The following is a 17,326-nucleotide window of genomic DNA, read 5'->3' as shown; positions in this document are numbered from 1 at the left end:
GGTTCGGAGGCGGGACGCGCGAAGCTGTCGGCAAGCTCACCTATCGGGCCGGGGGTCCGGCCTCCTAGAATCAAGTTACTTAACGGTCATTAGCAGAACGCCTCAGGGAGTGGTGAGAACCGTGGCTGGAGCCGCCGATTTCGACCTGTACCGCCCGGCGGAGGAGCACGACATGCTCCGCGAGTCGGTCCGCGCGCTCGCCGAGGCGAAGATCGCCCCGCACGCGGCCGCCGTGGACGAGGAGGGCCGCTTCCCCCAGGAGGCGCTGGACGCCCTGGTCTCCAACGACCTGCACGCCGTCCATGTGCCGGAGGAGTTCGGCGGGGCCGGCGCGGACGCGCTGGCGACCGTGATCGTGATCGAGGAGCTCGCGCGGGTCTGCGCGTCGTCCTCGCTGATCCCCGCCGTCAACAAGCTGGGGTCGCTGCCGGTGCAGCTCTCCGGCTCCAAGGAACTCCAGGCGAAGTACCTCTCGCCACTGGCGCGGGGCGAGGTGATGTTCTCCTACTGCCTCTCCGAGCCGGACGCGGGCTCGGACGCCGGCGGCATGAAGACCCGCGCGGTGCGCGACGGCGACGACTACGTACTGAACGGGGTGAAGCGCTGGATCACCAACGCGGGCGTCTCCGACTACTACACCGTCCTCGCGGTCACCGACCCGGAGAAGCGCAGCAAGGGCATCTCGGCGTTCGTCGTCGAGAAGAACGACGAGGGCGTCTCCTTCGGCGCGCCGGAGAAGAAGCTGGGCATCAAGGGTTCCCCGACCCGCGAGGTCTACTTCGACAACGTCCGCATCCCCGCCGACCGCATGATCGGCGCGGAGGGCACGGGCTTCGCCACGGCGATGAAGACGCTGGACCACACGCGGATCACCATCGCCGCGCAGGCGCTGGGCATCGCCCAGGGCGCCCTGGACTACGCCAAGGGGTATGTCCAGGAGCGCAAGCAGTTCGGGAAGCCGATCGGTGACTTCCAGGGCGTGCAGTTCATGCTCGCCGACATGGCGATGAAGATCGAGGCGGCCCGGCAGCTGACCTACGCCGCGGCGGCGAAGTCGCAGCGGGTGGACGCCGACCTGACCTTCTTCGGCGCGGCGGCCAAGTGCTACGCCTCGGACGCGGCGATGGAGGTCACCACCGACGCCGTGCAGCTGCTCGGCGGCTACGGCTACACCCGGGACTACCCGGTGGAGCGGATGATGCGTGACGCGAAGATCACCCAGATCTATGAGGGCACCAACCAGATCCAGCGCATCGTGATGGCGCGCAACCTGCCCTGATCACACCCCGTCGCGCGACCACGCGACAGCGCGCAGTACGAACAGCACGACAGCACGAACAGCGGCCGCGAGTCGCACGGGGCCGGACCCCGTGCGGCTCGCGGCCGTCGTGCTTCCACCTCAGCCCGCCCCGGCTGCCGGCCGCTACGCCTCCTCGCCCGGCGTGGCGCGGTCGCGGCCGACCGCGCCACGCTCGGCGACCATCGCGGCGACCCCGTCGAGAATGAACTCCAGGCCCCAGGCGAAGTCCTCCTCCACGGAAGCCTGCTGGGCGAACACGTCCGACCCGGCGATCCGTGCGAGCGTCGGGAACCGCCCGTCGTCGATGACCCGGCCCAGCATCTGCCCGTAGACATGGCCCCACTCCTCCGGGGCGACGCCGGTCCGCGGCTCGGCGCGCGTCAGTGCGTGGACGATACCGGCGTCATAGCGGATGTAACCGGTGAGGACGGTGAGGGCGCGGAAGATGTCCGCCTCCCCCAGTCCGGTGCGGTCCAGCGTCTCCAGCGCGACCTCCATCCAGCCGAGGGAGTTGGGCCCGATCGGCGGGCCCGAGACGGGGACGTCGAGCATCCACGAATGTGCCAGGTAGGTCCCGTGCAGCTCATGCGCGTACCGCTCCAGCCGGGGGCGCCACGCAACGGGCCAGTCGTCGGTACCGGGCGGGACGGCCGCGTGGTCGAGCATCAGCTCGCACAGCTCGTCCTTGCCGGGGACGTACCGGTAGAGGGACATGGTCGTCACCCCCAGCGCCTCGGCGACGCGGCGCATCGACACCGCCTCCAGCCCTTCCGCGTCGGCGATCTCCACGGCCGCCGCCACCACACGCGCGACGGTGAGGCCGCCGCGCGGCCCCCTGCGGGGCGGCGGGGTGGTGCCCCAGAAGAGGTCGAGGATCAGCGCGGGATCGCGGCGGGGAGATTCGGCGGAAGCCATGGCGCCCATCCTAGAACCGTGTATGGTGTACACCGAGTGTACGTCGTACACGGTTTTTCGTCGCGGTCCGGGATGCCGGGTCCGCCGGGCCGTCGGCCTGCCCGGCGGGCCCGAACAGGAGGGGTGCGGGATGAGCGGGAGGGGTGCGGGATGAGCGGGATGAGGGCGAGTGTCTCCGCCGAGAGGCGGCAGCCGGCCGGAGAAGTGACCGCCGGGGGGCGGTACACCATCCGCGCCGAGGGGGTGCGCAAGCTGTACGGGCGCTTCGCCGCCCTGGACGGGCTGGATCTCACCGTCGAACGCGGCACGGTGCACGGCCTGTTGGGCCCGAACGGCGCGGGCAAGACCACCGCGGTGCGCGTACTGACCACCCTCTCCCGGGCGGACGCCGGGCGGGCCGAGGTCTGCGGCCTCGACGTGCGCGCCGAGCCGGAGAAGGTGCGGGCCCGGATCGGTCTGACGGGCCAGTACGCTGCGGTGGACGAGACGCTGAGCGGTCGGCAGAACCTCGTCCTGTTCGGCCGGCTCTTCAAGCTGGGCCGCCGCGGCGCGGCCCGCCGGGCCGAGGAGCTGCTGGAACAGTTCGGGCTGACGGAGGCGGCGGACCGGTCGGCCGGCCAGTACTCCGGCGGGATGCGCCGCCGGCTCGACCTGGCGGCGGGCCTCGTCCTCACCCCCGAGCTGCTCTTCCTCGACGAGCCCACGACGGGTCTCGACCCGCGGAGCCGCAACCAGGTCTGGGCGACCATCCGTTCCCTGGTCGGCCTCGGCACCACGGTGCTGCTCACCACCCAGTACCTGGAGGAGGCCGACCAGCTCGCCGATCGGATCTCCGTACTGAACCGCGGGCGGGTCGTCTCCGAGGGCACCCCGGACCAGCTGAAGTCGGTGATGGGCGCGGACCGGGTGGAGGTGGTCCTCAGGGACACGGACGATCTCGACCGGGCCGCCTCGATCGTGCGCGCGGTCACCGGCGGGCCGGCCGAGGTGGACACCGACACCCGTCGAATCAGTGCGCCGACGGTGGACCGAGTCAGCGCACTGACCGGACTGGCCCGGGCGCTGCACGACGCCCACGTCGCACTGACCGACATCGGCACCAGGGGCCCGACGCTCGACGAGGCGTTCCTGCATCTCACCGCCGAGCACGGCGACGCCACCCGGACCACGACGGAGGCGGCATGACCACCCACAGCTCCCCCGGCCCGGTTCAGCGGGCAGGACGGGCGGACGACGCCGGCCTCCGGCCGCCCGCCGCGGTACCGGTCCTGCCACTGCGGCCACCGACGACCCCGCTGGCCCGGCTGCGGTGGGCGGCCGGGGACGGCTGGACCCTCACCAGACGGAACATGACCCATGTCGTCCGGGCGCCGGAGGAGATCGCCCTCTACTTCTCGCTGCCGATCGTCTTCGTCCTGGTCTTCGGCTATGTCTTCGGCGGCGGGATGGCGGTGCCGGACGGCGGCGGCTACCGCGAGTTCCTGGTGCCGGGCGTCTTCGTGATGACCATGCTCTACGGCATGGGAGCCACCGCCACCGCGGTGGCGACGGACGTGGGCCGTGGCGTGGTGGACCGGTTCCGGGCCATGCCGGTGGCGCGGTCGGCGCTGCTGACCGGACGCAGTGCCGCCGATCTGCTGCGGGCTCTGCTGGAGACGACGGCCCTGGTGGCGACGGGGCTGCTGGTCGGGTGGGGCTGGCACCGGGGCGTGGGCAACGCCCTGCTGGCGCTCTCCCTGGTGCTGCTGCTGCGGGTGGCCATCACCTGGGTGGGCATCTGGATCGGGTTGGTGGTACCGAACCCGGACACCGTGGGGGTGATCATCTTCCCGCTGGCCTTCCCGTTCACGGCGATATCCAACGTCTTCGTGGCACCGGAGCTGATGCCCGGCTGGCTGGGGGCGGTCTCGGAGTGGAACCCGCTGTCGGCGACGGCGGCGGCGATCAGAGAGCTGTTCGGCAACCCCGGGGTAGCCGGCGACTCATGGGCCGGGGAGCACGCACTGCTGCTGGCCGTCGCCTGGCCGGTGCTCATCATCGCCGTGTTCGCGCCGCTGGCGGTCCGCCGGTACCAGCGCGCCGGCGACTGACCCGGGCGCGCCGCCACGGCCGGCGGGGACAGGGCACGGATGCGACAGATACGGGGGATGGGGCAGCGGGGCGCGGCGGCGGGGGGTGCGGCAGCCGGCACGCCGGCGGCCTGACTACCGGAATAGCCGCGGCGGGGAATTCGGGACCAAAGACCGGGACCTTGGTCCCGGCCGGGGAGGCCGGCGTCCTCGTCGAATTCAGCAGCCGGCCTGCCGCCGCCGGCCGCGAAACCGGCGAGGAATATCGGTGGCGGACCGAGGGGGGAATCCGGCGCCCGGCGGCGCGGAGCCGGGAAAGAGGGAAACGGGAAAGGGGACCACCACGGGGGGTGGTCCCCTTTCCCGCCGGCCGGATGCCCGGCGGCTCAGCTCCCGGGCTTGGCCGCCCGGTTCACCGGTGACCGGTGAACCGGGGCCAGGGGTGCCTCAGTTCGGGTTCGGCGGGTCTCAGATGGAGACGCCGAGACCGCGCAGGTAGCCCAGCGGGTCGATGTCGGAACCGTAGGACGGGCCGGTGCGGACCTCGAAGTGCAGGTGCGGGCCGGTGCTGTTGCCGGTGGTGCCGACGTTGCCGATCTGGTCGCCGGCGCCGACGGACTGGCCGTTGCTCACCGAGATGGAGGACAGGTGGGCGTACTGGCTGTAGCGGCCGTCCTCGTGCTGGATGACGACCTCGTTGCCGTAGGAGCCTCCCCAGCCGGCCGAGACCACGGTGCCGCCCGCGATGGACTTCACGGTGGCACCGGAGGGCGCGGAGAAGTCGACACCGGTGTGGTAACCGCTGCCCCACATGGCGCCGGAGGCGCGGTAGGGGGTGGTCGGGGCGGCGTCCACGGGCGCGACGGCACCGGCGGCGGGAGCCTCCTCGACGGGCGCCTCCTCGACCGGTGCCTCTTCGGCCGGGGCGGGCTCGGGCTCCTCCTGGACGGGGGCGACGCGCTCGGCGCTGCGCTCCGCGCGGGGCTCGGCCTCGGTCTTGGACTCGGTCTGCGGCGTGGCCTCGGCGGCCTCGCCGTCCAGGGACAGCTCCTGTCCCGGGAAGATCAGGTTGGGGTTGCCGCCGATGACATCGCGGTTGGCGTCGTACACGGTGAGCCAGCCGCCGTCGACATCGTGGGCGTCGGCGATCTTGGACAGGGTGTCGCCGCTGACGACCGTGTAGTCGGTGCTCTCCGCCGAGGCGGAAGCGGCCTTGGCGGCGACCTGCACGGCGTTCAGCTGGGCGGTCTCGACCCCCGCGAAGGCGGAGGGCGCGGCGCTGACGGCCGGGGCCGCCGGGGTGGCGGCTGCGCCACCGGCCGCGATCAGCGGCAGGGCCACACCGGCGCCGCCGGCGGTGAGCATGAGGGAGATACGGGCGATACGGCTGGGGCGCTGGTGACGGTGACGTCCGCGTCCGGGCATGGCGGTGCTCCTCTCCGACGCCTACGAGGTGAGCTGTCGGGTTCGGGCCGGAAAGTGCCCGGCCGCAGGGGAATTCCGCGTCTCTCACGTGGAATTCCGCAGGCGGCTTCACCCCTAGCCGGTGGGTGGCCGGCACAAGAATGGGTCCCCCGCTCCTGTCGTGCGGAAGTACTACGAGATCCCTTTGCCGGTGACAGGACTCGGCGTCCGGCAAGGTCACACCGCGAGGTGCGGCGCGAGCAGAACCGTAAACAATGCGCATTCGAACGCACAAGAAAGCGGACGCACCCCGGGGTCGTCCGGGTATCACCCGGAGCCCGCCGCCTCACCGAACGCACTGGAGCGCATCCGCTGTGCCACCGGCCCCGCAATGCCGCTTTTCGCAAGGCGACGACACACGGGCCGAGTTGGGAATCGCCGCGCGTCACCGGTCTCACCCCGGCGGGACGCGCGCGGACCACACGTGACGTCGGTCACCAGCCACCGCCAACACCCTATCGAGCGGGTGATTTTGACCAGAGTGAGCTCTATGCGCCTTTCGGGACCATCTACCCATGCTTCCACCACGACGCCACCCGAACATAAGGAGACGAAAGCAGACATAAAGATGCCCTCGGCGCGCCCCGTGGAGGGCGTACCGAGGGCCTCGTCGTCGCGCCGTGAGACGCACCGCCGACGGATCGGCGGAAGGTCAGCGGATCGGTGTATCGGCCGGTCGGCGGTTCGGCCCGTCAGCCGGTCAGCCGGTCGGCCGGTCAGCGGTTCGGCCACCCGAGCGGCGGCAGGTCAGCCGGGCCCGTCCGCATCCAGGGTGGCCAGCGACGGAACGCGGCGGCGCCGCAGCTCGGCCGCGGTGTCCTCGGCGTCACCGAGGACCCGGACCGCGTTGCGCCAGGTGAGCTTGGCCAGGTCCTCGGCCGACCAGGCGCGTCCCAGCAGCTCGGCGACCAGGTTCGGGTACCCGGCCACGCTGTCCAGGCCGTCGGGCAGGAACGGGGTGCCGTCGAAGTCTCCACCGACGCCGATGTGGTCGATGCCCGCGACCTCCCGCATGTGGTCGAGGTGGTCGGCCACCGTCGCGGGGGTGGCCACCGGTCGCGGATGGTCACGCAGGTACGCCTCGCGGAAGCGGTTGGCCGCGTCCGAGCTGTCCAGCGGGTGCAGTCCCGCCGCGGTCACGGCCTCGTCGACCCGCCGGGTCCACTCCACGGCCTCCGGCAGCACGAACTTCGGCACGAAGGTCGCCATCGCCACCCCGCCGTTGCGGGGCAGCGCCTCCAGCACGTCGTCGGGGATGTTCCGCGGGTGGTCACAGACGGCCCGCGCGGAGGAGTGGGAGAAGATCACCGGCGCCTCGGAGACGCGTAGCGCGTCGCGCATGGTGGTCGCCGCGACGTGTGAGAGGTCGACCAGCATGCCGAGCCGGTTCATCTCCCGCACGACCTCCTCGCCGAAGGCGCTGAGGCCGTCGTGGCGGGGCTCGTCGGTCGCGGAGTCGGCCCAGTCGATGGTGTCGTTGTGGGTCAGGGTCATGTAGCGCACACCGAGTGCGTACAGGCCGCGGAGCGTTCCCATCGAGTTGTTGATGGAGTGGCCGCCCTCGGCTCCCATCAGGGAGGCGATCCGGCCGTCGCGCCGCGCGGATTCCATGTCGGCGGCGGTGGTGGCGGCCGCCAGGTCGTCGGGGTAGCGCTCCAGCAGCATCCGTACGACGTCGATCTGCTCCAGACAGGCGCTGACCGCGGCGTCGCCGGTGAGGTCGGTGCGCACGTAGACCGACCAGAACTGCGCGCCGACGCCGCCGGCACGCAGCCGGGGCAGGTCGGTGTGCAGGTGGGCGCTCTGGTCGCCGGCGATGTCGCGGCGGTCCAGGTCGTAGCGGACCTGCTCGCGCAGCGCCCACGGCAGGTCGTTGTGGCCGTCGGCCACCGGGTGCTCGGCGAGCAGTTCCAGGGCGCGGGCCAGCAGGCCGGGGTCGTCCGCGGCGGCGCCGACCGGGGTCAGTGGCGCCGCGTGCTCCGGGCCGGCCATCAGGCGCCGGTCCCGGCGGCGAATCCGAAGCGGACCGGGTTCTCGACCCGGCCTCGCAGCCGGCGGCCCTTCTCGGTCGCCTGCTCGTTCAGCCGTTCCTGGAAGTCCGTCATCCGCTCCCGCAGCTCCGGCTCGTGGGCCGAGAGGATGCGTACGGCCAGAAGTCCGGCGTTGCGGGCGCCGCCGACCGAGACGGTGGCCACCGGCACCCCGGCGGGCATCTGCACGATGGAGAGCAGGGAGTCCATGCCGTCCAGGTGCTTGAGCGGGACGGGGACGCCGATCACCGGCAGCGGTGTCACCGAGGCGAGCATCCCCGGGAGGTGGGCGGCACCGCCCGCGCCCGCGATGATCACGCGGATGCCGCGTCCGGCGGCCTCCTCGCCGTAGGCGATCATCTCCTTCGGCATCCGGTGGGCGGAGACGACATCGACCTCGTAGCCGATCTCGAACTCGTCCAGGGCGGTGGCGGCGGCCTCCATGACCGGCCAGTCGCTGTCGGAGCCCATGACGATGCCGACGGTCGCGGCGGGGCGGTGCTTGGTGCTCACTCGGTGATCGTCCCTCTGAGGTAGTCGGCGGCGTGCCGGGCGCGCTCACGCACGTCCGCCAGGTCGGTGCCGTAGGTGTTGACGTGGCCGACCTTGCGTCCGGGCTTCACGTCCTTGCCGTACATGTGGATGCGCAGCCCGGGGTCGCGGGCCAGGCAGTGCAGGTAGCCCTGGTACATGTCGGGGTAGTCGCCGCCGAGCACGTTGGCCATCACGGTCCACGGGGCGCGGGGCCGCGGGTCGCCCAGCGGGAGGTCGAGTACGGCCCGCAGGTGGTTGGCGAACTGGGAGGTGACGGCGCCGTCCTGGGTCCAGTGCCCGGAGTTGTGGGGGCGCATCGCCAGTTCGTTGACCAGGACCCGGCCGTCCTCGGTCTCGAAGAGCTCGACCGCGAGGTGGCCGACGACGCCCAGTTCGTGGGCGACGGTCAGCGCGAGGTGCTGGGCGTGGGCCGCGGCCTCCGGGGAGAGGCCGGGGGCGGGTGCGATCACGGTGTCGCAGACCCCGCTGACCTGTACCGACTCCACCACCGGGTAGGCGACCGCCTGACCGTGCGGCGAGCGGACCACGTTGGCCGCGAGTTCGCGGGTGAAGGCGACCTTCTCCTCCGCCAGGACCGGCACGCCGGCCCGGAAGGGCTCGGCGGCCTCCGCCTCCGAGCTCACCACCCACACGCCCTTGCCGTCGTACCCGCCGCGGACTGTCTTGAGCACGACGGGGAAACCGCCGGCGCCCGGGTCGTCCTCCGCGAAGGCGCGTACGTCGGCCGGGTCCGCCACGACGCGGTGGCGCGGGCAGGGGATGCCGAGAGCGGTCAGCCGCTCGCGCATCACCCCCTTGTCCTGGGCGTGGACCAGGGCGTCCGGGCCGGGACGGACGGCGACGCCGTCCGCTTCCAGGGCGCGCAGGTGCTCCACGGGGACGTGCTCGTGGTCGAAGGTGATCACGTCGCACCCCCGGCTGAACGCGCGCAGCGTCTCCAGGTCGCGGTAGTCGCCGAGGACGACGTCGTTCACGACCTGGGCGGCGGAGTCCTGGGGGGTGTCGCTGAGGAGCCTGAATCTGATGCCGAGCGGGATGCCCGCCTCATGTGTCATGCGGGCGAGCTGACCGCCGCCGACCATGCCGACTACGGGAAATGTCACCGGTCCAGGGTATCCGCCCGGTCGGCGCCACCACTGAGGCGGTCGCTCCGCCGGACGCGGCGACCGCCGCGTGGCACGGTGGCCGGGCCGTCGCGGTGAACGTGCCGGCCCCGCTCCCCCGGACCGAACCGGGAGGCGGAACCCGGCGGGGCCCGGGCGGGACCGTGCCACCCGGATGCCGCGAGGCCGGGAGGAACGGCAGCCGAACCCCTAGCATGAACATCATGTCCGACAGGCTCCCGCTGCCGATCCGGCTGCGCCGGCTGGTCCGCGAGGCGGCCAAGTTCGGCACGGTCGGCGCGCTCGGGTTCCTGGTCAACGTCGTCGTCTTCAACCTGTGCGCCCAGGGCGCGGGGATCGGCCCGCTGCGATCGGGGGTGCTGGCCACCTCCGCCGCCATCTGCACCAACTACCTCGGCAACCGGTACTGGACGTACCGGCACGCCGACAAGACGCACCGGCGGCGGGAGGCCGGGCTGTTCGTGCTGTTCTCCTGTGCCGGGATGGTGATCGAGAACGGCGCGCTCGCCCTCTCCCACTACGGCCTGGGGTTCACCTCACCGCTGGCGGACAACGTGGCGAAGAACGTGGTGGGGCTCGGCATCGCCTCGCTGTTCCGCTTCTGGTCCTACCGCACCTGGGTCTTCCGCGGCGTGCGTTCGTCGGCCGTCGCGGCGGAGGCCGAGCCGTCCTCGTCGCGCTCGGCCGTCGGCGCCTGACCGCTACCCGGCGCCCCCGGTTTCCCGGGGGCCCGACGTGCCAGGGGCGGACGAGCCAGGGCCCGACGTGCCAGACGCCGACGAGCCGGGCGGCGACGCGCCAGGCGGCGCCGACGAGCCGGGCGGCGACGCGCCAGGCGGCGCCGACGAGCCGGGAGCCGGTGCCCCCGGCGCCGGCCGGCCCTGGTGCGCGGCGCGGCCCCCGGTGGCCGCCTCCCGCAGCAGGAAGAGCGCGAAGACCGGCGGCTGGCGTTGCAGCAGCTCCAGCCGGCCGCCGTCCGCCTCGGCCAGGTCGCGCGCCACGGCGAGCCCCAGCCCCGTGGAGTTCTGTCCGCTGACCGACCGTTCGAAGACACGGCTCCCGAGGGACTGCGGGACTCCGCGCCCGGCGTCGGTGACCTCCACGACGGCCTGGTTCCCGGCGGTCCGGGTGCGCAGCGCCACGGTGCCGGCGCCGTGCATCAGGGCGTTCTCCACGAGTGTGGCCAGGACCTGTGCGACGGCCCCCGGGGTGCCGACGGCGCGCAGCCCCTGCCGTCCGGAGTGCACGATGACCCGTCCGGCGGCGCGGTAGGCCGGCCGCCACTCCTCGATCTGCTGGAGCACCACTTCGTCGAGGTCGAAGCTGACGGCCGAGCCGAGGCGCGGGTCGCGCGAGTTGGTCAGGAGCCGCTGCACCACGTCGGTGAGCCGCTCGACCTGCGCCAGCGCGATGGCCGCCTCTTCCTTGACGGTGTCCTGGTCCTCCGTCTCGATGATCTCCTCCAGCCGCATGGACAGCGCGGTCAGCGGTGTGCGGAGCTGGTGGGAGGCGTCGGCGGCGAGGCGGCGTTCGGCGGTGATCATGCGGGCGATGCGTTCGGCGCTGTTGTCCAGGACGTCCGCGACCCGGTCGAGTTCGGTGACTCCGTACCGGCGGTGCCGTGGGCGGGGGTCGCCGGAGCCCAGCCGTTCGGCGGCCTCGGCGAGGTCGGTCAGCGGGGCCGCGACCCGGTGGGCCTGGCGCACGGCGAGCAGCACGGCGGCGGCGACGGCCAGCAGGGAGACGGTGAGGATGACGATCAGCGTTCTGCCGACCTCGCGGGTGACCGCGGAGCGGGGCTGGGAGACCGTCACGGTCTCGCCCTGGGCGCCGGTCTCGGAGGCGGACACGACCTCGCCGTCCGGTTCCTCTCCCAGCGCGATGGGTTCCCCGCCGACGACCTCGATCACGACATGGCGGTCGGCGGGCGCCGAGGTGCGCATCGACTCCGCGGTGACGGTCTCACCGGCGACCAGCCGGCCCTCCACGACCGCGACGAGCCGCGCGGCCTCGGACTGGAGCCGGTCGCGGGCGCTCGCCTCGATGGCGCGGGTCTCGACGATGACCAGGGAGATCCCGAAGACGGAGATCACCACTAGGACCACCGAGAGCGTGGATGTGATCAGGCGTCGGCGCATCGGCTGGCGGCCCCGCTACTTCTTCTCGAACCGGAAGCCGACCCCTCGCACGGTGGCGATGTACCGCGGGTTGCCCGCGTCGTCGCCGAGCTTCTTGCGGAGCCAGGAGATGTGCATGTCCAGGGTCTTGGTCGAGGACCACCAGGTGATGTCCCAGACCTCCCGCATCAGCTGCTCACGGGTGACGACCCGGCCCGCGTCCCGTACCAGGACCCGCAGCAGGTCGAACTCCTTGGCGGTGAGGTGCAGTTCCTCCTCACCCATCCAGGCGCGGTGGGACTCCACGTCGATCCGGATGCCGTGCACCACGGGCGCGGGCGCCTGCTCGGTGGTGCCGCGCCGCAGCAGGGCCCGGACGCGGGCGAGCAGTTCGGCGAGGCGGAACGGCTTGGTGACGTAGTCGTCGGCCCCGGCGTCGAGGCCGACCACGGTGTCCACCTCGTCGGCGCGTGCGGTCAGCACCAGGACGGGCAGTGTCAGGCCGTCGGCGCGCAGCCGCCGGCACACCTCCAGGCCGTCCATTCCGGGGAGCCCCAGATCGAGTACGACCAGGTCGACGTCGCCGCGGAGTCCGGCACGGAGCGCGTTGGGGCCGTCCTCGCGGACCTCGACCTCGTATCCCTCGCGTCGTAGTGCCCGGGCCAGTGGCTCCGAGATGGATGCGTCGTCCTCGGCGAGCAGTACTCGGGTCATGGGCCGATGGTAGACGCCGGGCGGCGCGCCCACGCGTGGTGGCGCACTCCGGCCACGCCGCGGGCGTGGAGACCGGCGCGTGGTCCGGTGCGGAGGGGTTGCACGGGGCCGGTGGTGCCGTCGCCCGGCCCGTCGTGTCGTCGTGAGGCCGGCCGGGGTCGTCCACGGCCGGGGCGTCGTCTGGGCCCCCTGTCCGGTGCCCTGGGCCGCGTCGGGCCTTCGGCTGTCCGGTGGAACCGCCCGGCGGGCGAGGCGGTGTTCCGCGCGGTTTTCCGCGTGCCGCCGGGGTCTAGAGGCCGGGGGGAGCGGCCATGTCCGCCCAGACCGTCTTGCCCGAACCGTCGGGGTGGCTGATGACGCCCCAGTCCAGGCTGAGCCGCTGGACTATGAAGATGCCGTGGCCGCCGGGGCGTCCGGGCGCACGGCCGTCACGGGGCGTGGGGGTGCCGGCGTCGGGGTCGGTGACCTCCAGCCGCAGGCGGTCGGGGCGACAGCCGATGCGGAGTTCCTCGGGGCCTTTGGCGTGCAGGCAGGCGTTGGTCACCAGCTCGGAGACCACCAGCAGCACGTCCTCCGACGCCACCTCGATCTCTCTGCTCTCCGCGGGAAGCCACCCCCAGTCGCAGAGGGCCTGGCGGGTGAAACCGCGGGCACGGGCGACGGTCCCGCTGACGCCGAGCAGCCTCAGCCTCCGAACCTGGTGGGTCACCTCGGCCAGATGGCTGGGTGGCTCTGGTCCGGTCCCTGAAGGAACCGACTGGGCCGCACTCATGCGCTCCTCACCTCACCGATCACCGGGGTCACTGGTCCCGTACCGGACCGGGATGCCCCCCGGCTTGTCCGATGTGTGACTGGTCTCCTGCCCTGTTGTCCGGGAGGAACACGTATCAGCTTCGGCGAATCCTGCGAAGCGAGTCCCGGACCTGCCGAGCCGCTCACTCGCCGGGAATGTCCGCCAGCGCCTCGTCCACGGTGTCGTGGACGGGGAAGACCGAATCGGCTCCGGTGACCTCGAAGACCCGGGCCACCGCGGGGCGCATCGCCGCCAGCGCGACGACACCGCCGGCGTCCTCGGCCGAGAGGCGGGCGCCGAGGAGGACGTTCAGGCCGGTCGAGTCGCAGAACTCCAGGCCCGAACAGTCGATAACGATCCGGCCACAACCCTCCGCCAGGCACGAGTCCAGCGATTCACGGAGCAGGTCGGCCGAGTGATGGTCGAGTTCGCCCGAGATGGCGACCACGACTCCGGAACCAGGACGACGCACCTCTACCGCGGCGTTTCGCCGCTGCACGCTGTCTGGCAGGCCGCGCTCCATGCACACCCCTTTAAGTCGATACCGGGTACTCGGTAGGTTCGAACATTAGCCGCTGAAATCTCACCAGGACACCTGGTCAACAAGGACATAGAAACCTAATCGGCCATATCGGACTTGCCATTTCCGGTGCTGGCCCGATAGGCGTAGAGGAGACATGATCGCAACGAGTCGGCTCTGGAGGCGCCGCACCATCAGTGCAGACCACGGCTTTGGCAGCCTGACGCCTAACAAAACGGAGGACTGACCATGTCACTGTCACCCGCCCCGCACGCCGAGGAGACCGCCTCCACCGCGGTCACCGAGGCGGCCGACGGCGTCCGCGTGCCCGCGGCCCCCGCGGGCACGGAACAGGACGCCCTGGCGTCCGTGATGGACCAGCTCCCGGAGATCCCGTACGACCAGGTCGCCCCCATGGACGCCCGGGCTCTCTCCAAGAACCTCTTCGAGCGGCTGCGCACCGTCGAGGAGGGCACCGCCGAGTACTCCTACGTGCGGAACACCCTCATCGAGCTGAACCTGGCTCTGGTGAAGTTCGCCGCCTCCCGGTTCCGCTCTCGCAGCGAGCCGATGGAGGACATCGTCCAGGTCGGCACGATCGGCCTGATCAAGGCGATCGACCGCTTCGACCCGAATCGCGGTGTGGAGTTCCCCACCTTCGCGATGCCGACCATCGTCGGCGAGATCAAGCGCTTCTTCCGCGACACCTCCTGGTCGGTGCGGGTCCCCCGCCGTCTGCAGGAGCTGCGTCTCGACCTGGCCAAGGCCGGCGACGAGCTCGCCCAGCAGCTCGACCGCTCCCCGACGGTGGCCGAGCTGGCCGAGCGACTCCAGCTCAGCCACGAGGAGATCATCGAGGGCATGGCGGCGTCCAACGCCTACACCGCCAGCTCGCTGGACGCGCAGCCGGAGGAGGACGAGGCGGAGGGCGCGCTCGCCGACCGCATCGGCTACGAGGACCACGGCCTGGAGGGCATCGAGTACGTCGAGTCCCTCAAGCCGCTGATCGCCGAACTCCCCCCGCGTGACCGCCAGATCCTCTCCCTGCGGTTCGTCGCCAACATGACCCAGAGCGAGATCGGCGAGGAGCTGGGCATCTCCCAGATGCACGTCTCGCGCCTGCTCGGCAGAACCCTCGGCCGACTGCGCCGGGGTCTGATGGTCGAGGAGTAAGCAGGAAGCCTCCACGACAGGCCGTGGCCCGTGGGCGCCCAGCGCCCCGGTCCGGGCCCGTCCGGGGGACGGCCGGGCCCGGTGTCCGTCTGAACCCGTTCTCCACCGCTCGGAACGCCCGGCGGGAGCGGTGAAGAACGCGCTCAGCGCACCGGGCCTCAGCCATGCCCGGAAACAGCTCACCGCGGCGTCGGGGCGCCGACCGCGCACAACCGCCCGCCTACGGGAGCGGTCCGGGACGCGCGCCGGTCCGGCCGGCCCGCGATTCTCCGAGGACGCGCCGGACGCCCGCCGCTAGGCTCGCTCCATGGACTCCCAGCCCTCGGCCGGTACGGCCGCCGCTCCCCGGGTCGTCTCCGTCAACATCGGCGCGAACCGCCTCAGGCCCTACACCAGTTCCCCTCGGGGGACCGCGATCGACAAGCGGCCCGTCGAGGGTCCGGTGGCCGTGACGGCGCCCGGCCCCAAGGGTGTGGGCGGCAGCGGTCTGGCAGGCGACGACATCGGTGACCCCCGCCACCACGGCGGCGACGACCAGGCCGTCTACGCCTTCGCCCGCGAGGACCTCGACCGGTGGGAGGAGGCCCTCGGACGGCCGCTTCCCGGCGGCGTCTTCGGCGAGAACCTCACCACCTCAGGTGTCGATGTGACGGGCACCCTGATCGGCGAGCGGTGGCGGGTGGGTCCGGATCTGGTCCTGGAGGCCACCAGCCCCCGCATCCCGTGCCGCACCTTCGCCGGCTGGCTGGAGGAGAGCGGCTGGGTCAAGCGGTTCACCCGCGACGCGGCGCCCGGTGGCTACTTCCGGGTCATCGAACCGGGCGAGGTCACCGCGGGCGACCGGGTCGAGGTGGTGCACCGGCCGGCCCACGAGGTGTCGTTCGGCCTCTACTTCCGGGCGCTCACTCTCGAACCGGACCTGCGCCCCCGCGTGGCGGCGGCCGGCACGGCGCTGCCCGCCGACGAGTTGGAGAAGGCTCTCGTCTGGGCGGGCACGGGCACACCCGGCTGAGCGGGGCGCCCCGGTCCGGGGACGGGGCCCGGGTGCGACCGGGGCTGTTCCTTCAGCGCGGACCGCTCGACCAGACATGCCGCCCCGACTGCCAGACATCGCTGACCAGCGGCACCCCGGGCCGGTACGCCAGGTGCACGTGCGAGGGCGCGTCGAGCAGAACCAGGTCGGCGCGGGCACCGACCCGCAGCGTCCCGATGTCGTCACGGCGCAGCGCGGCAGCCGCCCCGGCGGTGGCCGCCCACGTCGCCTCGTCGGGTGTCATGCCCATCTCGCGGACCGCCACCGCGACGCAGAACGGCATCGAGCTGGTGAAGGACGAGCCGGGGTTGCAGTCGGTGGAGAGGGCGACGGTGGCGCCGGCGTCCAGCAGACGGCGGGCGTCGGGGTAGACGGCGCGAGTGGAGAACTCGCAGCCCGGCAGCAGCGTCGCGACCGTCGGCTCCGGCGCGTTCGCGGCCTGCGCCAGCGCGTCGACGTCCTCGTCGGTGAGGTGGGTGCAGTGGTCGGCGGAGGCTGCGGCCAGCTCGACGGCGAGCCGCACGCCGGGTCCGGCGCCCAGCTGGTTGGCGTGCACCCGGGGCACCAGGCCACGTTCCCGCCCTGCCGTGAGCACGGCGCGGGCCTGGTCACCGTCGAACGCGCCCCGCTCGCAGAAGACGTCGATCCAGCGGGCGTGCGGCGCGCAGGCGTCCAGCATCGGGCCGGTCACCAGCTCGACGTAGCCGGCCGGGTCGTCGGCGAACTCGGGGGCGACGACGTGCGCCCCCAGGTAGGTGACCTCCTCGACCTGCGCGGCGGCCACCCGCAGGGCGCGCGCCTCGTCCTCGACGGTCAGCCCGTACCCGGACTTGGTCTCGACGGTGGTGGTGCCCTGCCGCAGCATCTCCCGCAGATGGCGGGTGAGGTTGGCGGCGAGCCGTTCGTCGTCGGCCTCGCGGGTGGCGGCGACGGTGGTGCGGATGCCGCCGGCGGTGTAGGGCCGGCCGGTCATCCGTGCGTTGAACTCCTCGGTGCGGTCGCCGGCGAACAGCAGGTGGGAGTGGGGGTCGACGAAGCCCGGGATCGCGGCCCGGCCACCGGCGTCGTGGTGACTGTCAGTAGCGGGTGCTCTACTGGCTTCACCGATCCACGTGATGCGGTCGCCCTCGATGACGACGGCCGCGTCCCGGATCGGCCCGAGCGGTCCGGCACCCAGGGAGGGGTCGTTGGTGACGAGGTGGGAGATGTTGGTGACGAGCGTGGCGGTGGGAGGGGCACTGGTGTCGGCGGTCGCGGGCGCGGCGCTCATGCTGGGGCTGCTCTCCGTGAAGCGGTCGGGGAGGGTCGGTGCCGTTGCCGGCGCGCGGCCCGGGGTCGGTGTCGGTGTCGGTGTCGGTCTCGGCGCGGCTTCCGGTTCCGGTTCCGGTTCCGGTTCCGGTGCCGGCGAGACCGCCGTCGGCGGCGGGGTGCCCGGCGGGGTGCGGCGGGGCGGGGGCGGCGCGGGGCGCCGGGGCAGCCGCGCCGGGCGTCCACCGCGGGGGCCAGCGCCCCCCGCACC

The 17,326-nt window shown here is 72.5% G+C and carries 16 protein-coding genes and 1 riboswitch; of the genes, 6 read left to right on the top strand and 10 right to left on the bottom strand.

The genetic code is table 11. From position 1 onward, the window contains the following. Positions 1–121: 121 nt before the first annotated feature. Positions 122–1,279 (top strand): acyl-CoA dehydrogenase, encoded by a 1,158-nt coding sequence (locus E0D90_RS13795; RefSeq protein WP_130798369.1) that lies wholly within the window; start codon positions 122–124, stop codon positions 1,277–1,279. A gap of 144 nt (positions 1,280–1,423) precedes the next feature. On the opposite strand, the gene E0D90_RS13790 is transcribed toward E0D90_RS13795, so the two are convergent. Further along, positions 1,424–2,215: a TetR/AcrR family transcriptional regulator gene (locus E0D90_RS13790; RefSeq protein WP_170214970.1), complete on the bottom strand. Its 792-nt coding sequence runs from the start codon at positions 2,213–2,215 to the stop codon at positions 1,424–1,426. A 159-nt stretch (positions 2,216–2,374) separates the two neighbouring features. On the opposite strand from E0D90_RS13790, the gene E0D90_RS13785 reads away from it, so the two are divergent. Both E0D90_RS13785 and E0D90_RS13780 read left to right on the top strand, forming a co-directional pair. Next, positions 2,375–3,400: an ATP-binding cassette domain-containing protein gene (locus tag E0D90_RS13785; protein WP_130798371.1), complete on the top strand. Its 1,026-nt coding sequence runs from the start codon at positions 2,375–2,377 to the stop codon at positions 3,398–3,400. Next, positions 3,397–4,305 (top strand): ABC transporter permease, encoded by a 909-nt coding sequence (locus E0D90_RS13780; protein WP_130798365.1) that lies wholly within the window; start codon positions 3,397–3,399, stop codon positions 4,303–4,305. Before E0D90_RS13785 ends, E0D90_RS13780 begins: the two co-directional genes overlap by 4 nt. Positions 4,306–4,752: 447 nt before the next feature. Here the strand turns inward: E0D90_RS13780 and E0D90_RS13775 are convergent, their stop codons facing one another. The 4 genes from E0D90_RS13775 to E0D90_RS13760 all read right to left on the bottom strand — a co-directional run bounded on the left by E0D90_RS13775 (position 4,753) and on the right by E0D90_RS13760 (position 9,436). Further along, positions 4,753–5,709: a M23 family metallopeptidase gene (locus E0D90_RS13775; protein ID WP_103503298.1), complete on the bottom strand. Its 957-nt coding sequence runs from the start codon at positions 5,707–5,709 to the stop codon at positions 4,753–4,755. Positions 5,710–5,712: 3 nt separating this feature from the next. After that, positions 5,713–5,890: riboswitch (cyclic di-AMP (ydaO/yuaA leader) on the bottom strand. A 605-nt stretch (positions 5,891–6,495) separates the two neighbouring features. Beyond that, on the bottom strand, positions 6,496–7,740 hold the full coding sequence (locus E0D90_RS13770; protein WP_130798363.1) for a dipeptidase: 1,245 nt from the start codon (positions 7,738–7,740) through the stop codon (positions 6,496–6,498). Continuing rightward, entirely contained in the window at positions 7,740–8,249 is a 510-nt protein-coding gene (gene purE, locus E0D90_RS13765; RefSeq protein WP_103503300.1) for a 5-(carboxyamino)imidazole ribonucleotide mutase, read from the bottom strand. Before purE ends, E0D90_RS13770 begins: the two co-directional genes overlap by 1 nt. 38 nt (positions 8,250–8,287) lie before the next feature. Continuing rightward, entirely contained in the window at positions 8,288–9,436 is a 1,149-nt protein-coding gene (locus tag E0D90_RS13760; protein WP_227870207.1) for a 5-(carboxyamino)imidazole ribonucleotide synthase, read from the bottom strand. Positions 9,437–9,660: 224 nt separating this feature from the next. Between E0D90_RS13760 and E0D90_RS13755 the strand changes: the two genes are divergently transcribed. Continuing rightward, complete coding sequence (locus tag E0D90_RS13755) at positions 9,661–10,155, top strand: GtrA family protein (RefSeq protein WP_130798359.1); 495 nt, start codon at positions 9,661–9,663, stop codon at positions 10,153–10,155. A 3-nt stretch (positions 10,156–10,158) separates the two neighbouring features. Here the strand turns inward: E0D90_RS13755 and E0D90_RS13745 are convergent, their stop codons facing one another. The 4 genes from E0D90_RS13745 to E0D90_RS13730 all read right to left on the bottom strand — a co-directional run bounded on the left by E0D90_RS13745 (position 10,159) and on the right by E0D90_RS13730 (position 13,604). Continuing rightward, a complete protein-coding gene (locus E0D90_RS13745; protein WP_176599806.1) occupies positions 10,159–11,595 on the bottom strand; it encodes a sensor histidine kinase in 1,437 nt (478 codons plus the stop codon). 15 nt (positions 11,596–11,610) lie between these two features. Further along, the gene (locus E0D90_RS13740; protein WP_103502139.1) at positions 11,611–12,288 is read right to left on the bottom strand and encodes a response regulator transcription factor; all 678 of its coding nucleotides are present in this window, start codon (positions 12,286–12,288) and stop codon (positions 11,611–11,613) included. A gap of 289 nt (positions 12,289–12,577) precedes the next feature. After that, complete coding sequence (locus tag E0D90_RS13735; protein ID WP_103502137.1) at positions 12,578–13,060, bottom strand: ATP-binding protein; 483 nt, start codon at positions 13,058–13,060, stop codon at positions 12,578–12,580. Positions 13,061–13,223: 163 nt separating this feature from the next. Further along, positions 13,224–13,604, bottom strand: coding sequence for an STAS domain-containing protein (locus E0D90_RS13730; RefSeq protein ID WP_130798357.1), 381 nt, complete (start codon positions 13,602–13,604; stop codon positions 13,224–13,226). A gap of 369 nt (positions 13,605–13,973) precedes the next feature. Here E0D90_RS13730 and E0D90_RS13725 point away from each other — a divergent pair, with 369 nt between their 5' ends. Continuing rightward, positions 13,974–14,774, top strand: coding sequence for an RNA polymerase sigma factor SigF (locus E0D90_RS13725; RefSeq protein ID WP_227870208.1), 801 nt, complete (start codon positions 13,974–13,976; stop codon positions 14,772–14,774). A gap of 307 nt (positions 14,775–15,081) precedes the next feature. After that, positions 15,082–15,786 (top strand): MOSC domain-containing protein, encoded by a 705-nt coding sequence (locus E0D90_RS13720; RefSeq protein ID WP_130798353.1) that lies wholly within the window; start codon positions 15,082–15,084, stop codon positions 15,784–15,786. A 52-nt stretch (positions 15,787–15,838) separates the two neighbouring features. Here the strand turns inward: E0D90_RS13720 and hutI are convergent, their stop codons facing one another. Continuing rightward, entirely contained in the window at positions 15,839–17,077 is a 1,239-nt protein-coding gene (gene hutI, locus E0D90_RS13715) for an imidazolonepropionase (RefSeq protein ID WP_130798351.1), read from the bottom strand. Between the last annotated feature and the right edge of the window lie 249 nt (positions 17,078–17,326).

The organism is Streptomyces otsuchiensis (genome assembly GCF_004305975.1).
Taxonomy (GTDB): domain Bacteria; phylum Actinomycetota; class Actinomycetes; order Streptomycetales; family Streptomycetaceae; genus Streptomyces; species Streptomyces otsuchiensis.
Note: the sequence above shows the minus strand (reverse complement) of the source record. Positions and strands in the feature narration are given on the sequence as shown.

Bases quoted from the DNA above. Each gene is read 5' to 3' on its own strand.
- E0D90_RS13785 (WP_130798371.1), top strand. From the start codon at position 2,375: ATGAGGGCGAGTGTCTCCGCCGAGAGGCGGCAGCCGGCCGGAGAAGTG.
- E0D90_RS13775 (WP_103503298.1), bottom strand. From the start codon at position 5,709: ATGCCCGGACGCGGACGTCACCGTCACCAGCGCCCCAGCCGTATCGCC.
- E0D90_RS13770 (WP_130798363.1), bottom strand. From the start codon at position 7,740: ATGGCCGGCCCGGAGCACGCGGCGCCACTGACCCCGGTCGGCGCCGCC.
- E0D90_RS13725 (WP_227870208.1), top strand. From the start codon at position 13,974: ATGGACCAGCTCCCGGAGATCCCGTACGACCAGGTCGCCCCCATGGAC.
- purE (WP_103503300.1), bottom strand. From the start codon at position 8,249: ATGGGCTCCGACAGCGACTGGCCGGTCATGGAGGCCGCCGCCACCGCC.
- E0D90_RS13730 (WP_130798357.1), bottom strand. From the start codon at position 13,604: ATGGAGCGCGGCCTGCCAGACAGCGTGCAGCGGCGAAACGCCGCGGTA.
- E0D90_RS13780 (WP_130798365.1), top strand. From the start codon at position 3,397: ATGACCACCCACAGCTCCCCCGGCCCGGTTCAGCGGGCAGGACGGGCG.
- E0D90_RS13755 (WP_130798359.1), top strand. From the start codon at position 9,661: ATGTCCGACAGGCTCCCGCTGCCGATCCGGCTGCGCCGGCTGGTCCGC.
- E0D90_RS13720 (WP_130798353.1), top strand. From the start codon at position 15,082: ATGGACTCCCAGCCCTCGGCCGGTACGGCCGCCGCTCCCCGGGTCGTC.
- E0D90_RS13735 (WP_103502137.1), bottom strand. From the start codon at position 13,060: ATGAGTGCGGCCCAGTCGGTTCCTTCAGGGACCGGACCAGAGCCACCC.
- hutI (WP_130798351.1), bottom strand. From the start codon at position 17,077: ATGAGCGCCGCGCCCGCGACCGCCGACACCAGTGCCCCTCCCACCGCC.
- E0D90_RS13790 (WP_170214970.1), bottom strand. From the start codon at position 2,215: ATGGCTTCCGCCGAATCTCCCCGCCGCGATCCCGCGCTGATCCTCGAC.
- E0D90_RS13740 (WP_103502139.1), bottom strand. From the start codon at position 12,288: ATGACCCGAGTACTGCTCGCCGAGGACGACGCATCCATCTCGGAGCCA.
- E0D90_RS13745 (WP_176599806.1), bottom strand. From the start codon at position 11,595: ATGCGCCGACGCCTGATCACATCCACGCTCTCGGTGGTCCTAGTGGTG.